The sequence below is a fragment of the Streptomyces spongiae genome (assembly GCF_009377185.1).
Taxonomy (GTDB): domain Bacteria; phylum Actinomycetota; class Actinomycetes; order Streptomycetales; family Streptomycetaceae; genus Streptomyces; species Streptomyces spongiae.
Map to the genome: position 1 here is coordinate 1 of NZ_VJZC01000881.1, position 2882 is coordinate 2882.

General features: G+C 69.6%; 2 protein-coding genes. One reads left to right on the top strand and one right to left on the bottom strand.

The genetic code is table 11. The annotated features are described in order from the left end of the window. The first annotated feature begins 61 nt into the window (after nucleotides 1-61). On the top strand, nucleotides 62-1762 hold the full coding sequence (locus FNH08_RS48160) for a threonine/serine exporter family protein (protein ID WP_322726613.1): 1701 nt from the start codon (nucleotides 62-64) through the stop codon (nucleotides 1760-1762). 97 nt (nucleotides 1763-1859) lie between these two features. On the opposite strand, the gene FNH08_RS48165 is transcribed toward FNH08_RS48160, so the two are convergent. Further along, on the bottom strand, nucleotides 1860-2711 hold the full coding sequence (locus FNH08_RS48165; RefSeq protein ID WP_322726614.1) for a DedA family protein: 852 nt from the start codon (nucleotides 2709-2711) through the stop codon (nucleotides 1860-1862). Between the last annotated feature and the right edge of the window lie 171 nt (nucleotides 2712-2882).

Below are 2882 nucleotides of genomic sequence, written 5' to 3' on the forward strand. Positions count from 1 at the left end.
TCAGGAAGGAGGGCGTCCGCGGGAGCGGCGCCGGAGAAAGGTGTGAGAAGGGGGCGCGACGGTGACGTACGTGGAAGACCGTAAGCCGCGGTCGGACGCGGCGCGGAGTGGGTTCGTACGGCCGGTGGGAGACGTGACGGCCGACGGGGAGTCGCAGATCACGTCCGAGTTCGCGATCCCCGTGGGGCTGGACGTGGCGCCCGTGGTGACCGAGCCCGAGGCGCACACGACCTCGGAGTTCGCCGTCCCGGAGGGACTGGCGCCGCCTCAGCCGGTGGCGCCCGAGGCCGAGGGGTCGGCGTTCAGCCCGCCGCGCACCTACAGCGCCCGCCACGCCCCGCCCACGTTCACCCCGCCGTCCGGGGTCCCCGTGGTCAGACTGACCAAGGAGCTGCCCTGGCAGGACCGGATGCGCACGATGCTGCGCATGCCGGTGGCCGACCGGCCGGCGCCCGAACCCGTGCACAAGGAGGACGAGTCGGGGCCCGCCATCCCGCGCGTGCTCGACCTCACCCTCCGGATCGGGGAACTGCTGCTCGCGGGCGGTGAGGGCGCCGAGGACGTGGAGGCGGCGATGTTCGCCGTCTGCCGGTCCTACGGGCTCGACCGGTGCGAGCCGAACGTCACGTTCACGCTGCTGTCGATCTCGTATCAGCCGTCCCTCGTGGACGACCCGGTCACCGCGTCACGAACCGTGCGCCGCCGGGCCACCGACTACACGCGGCTCGCGGCCGTGTACCGGCTGGTCGACGACCTGAGCGACCCGGAGACCGCGTTCTCGCTGGAGGAGGCGTACCGGCGGCTCGCGGAGATCCGACGCAACCGCCACCCGTACCCCGGCTGGGTACTGACCGGCGCCGCCGGGCTGCTGGCCGGCGCGGCCTCGGTCCTGGTCGGCGGTGACGTGATCGTGTTCGTGGCGGCCGCGCTGGGCGCGATGCTCGGCGACCGGCTGGCGTGGCTGTGCGCGGGGCGCGGACTGCCGGAGTTCTACCAGTTCATCACGGCCGCGATGCCACCCGCCGCGATCGGGATCGCGCTCACGCTCACCGACGTGGACGTGAACGCGTCCGCGGTGATCACCGGTGGGCTGTTCGCGCTGCTGCCCGGGCGTGCCCTGGTGGCGGGCGTGCAGGACGGGCTGACCGGCTTCTACATCACCGCCGCCGCGCGGCTCCTGGAGGTCATGTACCTGTACGTCGGCATCGTCGTCGGCGTGCTGCTCGTGCTCTATTTCGGCGTGCAGGTGGGCGCCGAGCTCAGCCCGGACGCGGCGCTGGCGGGGACCCAGCGGCCCTACTGGCAGACCGGCGCCGCCATGCTCCTCGCGCTCACGTTCGCGGTACTGCTCCAGCAGGAACGATCCACCGTGCTGCTGGTGACGCTCAACGGGGGCGTGGCGTGGGTCGTGTACGGCGCGCTGCACTACACGGGCGAGATCTCGCCGGTGGCCTCCACGGCCGTCGCTGCGGGGCTCGTGGGGCTGTTCGGGCAGTTGCTGTCCCGGTACCGGTTCGCTTCCGCGTTGCCGTACACCACGGCGGCTATCGGGCCGTTGCTGCCCGGTTCCGCGACGTACTTCGGGCTGCTCGCGTTCGCCCAGAACGACGTGAATGAGGGTGTGGTGAACCTGACCAAGGCCGCGGCGCTCGCCATGGCCATCGCGATCGGGGTGAATCTGGGGTCGGAGATCTCGCGGTTGTTCCTGCGGATCGGCTCCGCCGAGGGTAGGCGGGCGGCTAAGCGGACCCGAGGGTTCTGAACGTCTCCGCCTACCAGCTCGGTGCTTGCTGGTAGGCGGGCGGCTGCGGGTGGTTCGTGGCTTGTCGCGCAGTTCCCCGCGCCCCTTACGGGGCGCTTCAGTTCTGTGGGTAGTTCTGGCCGTACGGGTACTGCTGCTGGGGATACTGCTGGCCCTGCTGCGGGTACTGCTGCGCGTACTGCTGCTGGTCCTGCTGGTAGCCGTACGGGTCCTGGGGCTGGTTGCCGTACTGCTGGGGCTGCTGGTCGGGCTGGACCCGGCGGAGCTGGGTCGTCGCGTCGTCCATCATCGGTGGGGGCGGGGTCTGGTGCTGGGCGGGCGGCTGGTTCTTCTTGGCCTTTCGGGCCTTGAGGAACTCAATGATGATCGGGACGACCGAGAGGAAGACGATCAGGATCAGGATCGCCTCGATGTTCTTGCGGACGAACGGGATGCTGCCGAGCCAGGAGCCCAGCAGGGTGACGCCCGCGCCCCAGAGGATGCCGCCGATGATGTTGAAGGTCAGGAACGAGCGGTACCGCATGCCGCTGACGCCGGCGATGATCGGCGTGAACGTGCGCACGATGGGCACGAAGCGGGCCAGGACCAGGGACTTCGGGCCGTGCTTCTCGAAGAACTCGTGGGCCTTGGTGACGTTCTCCTGCTTGAACAGGCGTGAGTCCGGCCGCTTGAAGAGCGCGGGGCCGACCTTCTTGCCGAACATGTAGCCCACCTGGTCGCCGACGATCGCGGCGACGCAGATCAGCACGATGGCCAGCCAGAGCGGGAAGTCCAGCGTCTTGGCCGTGATCAGCATGCCCGCCGTGAACAGGAGCGAGTCGCCGGGCAGGAAGAAGCCGATGAGCAGGCCCGACTCGGCGAACACGATCAGGAGCAGGCCCCAGATGCCGAACGTGTCGAGCAGGTAGTCCGGATCCAACCAGCTTGGTCCGAGGGCAAGCGTCGTCACGTTCCGGGCTCCTGTGGGGTGAGGTGTGGGGGTGAAGCGAATACGGCGTACGGCTGACCAAAGTTATCAACGTGAGGTGACCCCGCCAGGTTCCACCGTCTTCTCCAGGATGCCCTGTGGCCCCTCTGGGACAAAGCTGTGAGCCACAGGGCACCCCCGCCCCCACAGGGC